Raw genomic sequence first — 844 nt, forward strand, 5'->3', positions numbered from 1 at the left:
CTACGCCCATGCCTCTAAAACCATAAAGCCGAGTTAGTGCTTCTATTAGCCAGGCAACAAACTCAAAATCTTTTGATTGTGTAGCGAGAACTTCTGGTACTTCTTCAACAAAAACGCGCCATAAGTTGTTATGTGTATGAATACTCTCTTCTTCGATGATGGCGTTTCGCTCTGCGTTTCTTGCCACCATTCGCTGATCTTTAAGTCGATAATAAGCAGACTGAGGAGAGACATCCTCTCTTGGATCAATGCCAGTCGGATTGTCTTCCGAAATTGGTGCAAGGACTTGCTCATACCAATCAAACATCGTGTTACTCATACTCTCCCCCTCAAAAACACAGGAATAGTCGCATCATCTCGCCTAGCGGAGTCAAACTCACTAGGTTCTTGACGCACTTTAATGAGCGCACACGTCACGTTATCACTAGCGCCACGCACCAGAGCAGAGTGCATCAATGCCAAACCAGCTTGGTTAACTGAATCTGCACATAGAGTTTTATGCATTTCATCACAGCTTAGTTCCTTGGAAAGTCCATCACTGCACAACAAGAACTGGTCACCATCCGCAAGCTGTCCCGATACTTGGTCTATCGTCACCATCTCATCAACCCCAACAGCTCGGGTAATTACATTGGCTAATGGATGGGACTCTGCGTCTTCAAATGCCAACAAGCCTTGTTCAACTAACTCCATCACTTGGCTATGGTCACGAGTTTTTTGTACAAAAGTACCGTTTCTCAATTGATAAATGCGGCTATCACCAACCCATAGGCAGTGGTAATAACCATCCTGAATAAACAACAGCACCAATGTTGTGCCCATTGTCTTTCCATCTAAGTTCATT

2 protein-coding genes are annotated in these 844 nt (G+C 44.5%); both read right to left on the reverse strand.

What is annotated here, in order from left to right; all coding sequences use genetic code 11:
* Positions 1–319 (reverse strand): type VI secretion system ImpA family N-terminal domain-containing protein (locus R8N47_RS24350; RefSeq protein ID WP_318185999.1); only part of this gene is annotated, 319 nt, incomplete at its 3' end.
* Positions 316–844, reverse strand: a 529-nt coding sequence (locus R8N47_RS24355) for a PP2C family protein-serine/threonine phosphatase (protein WP_318186000.1), incomplete at its 5' end; no start/stop codon positions are given. The genes R8N47_RS24355 and R8N47_RS24350, both read right to left, overlap by 4 nt.

The organism is Vibrio sp. 2132-1 (genome assembly GCF_033344315.1).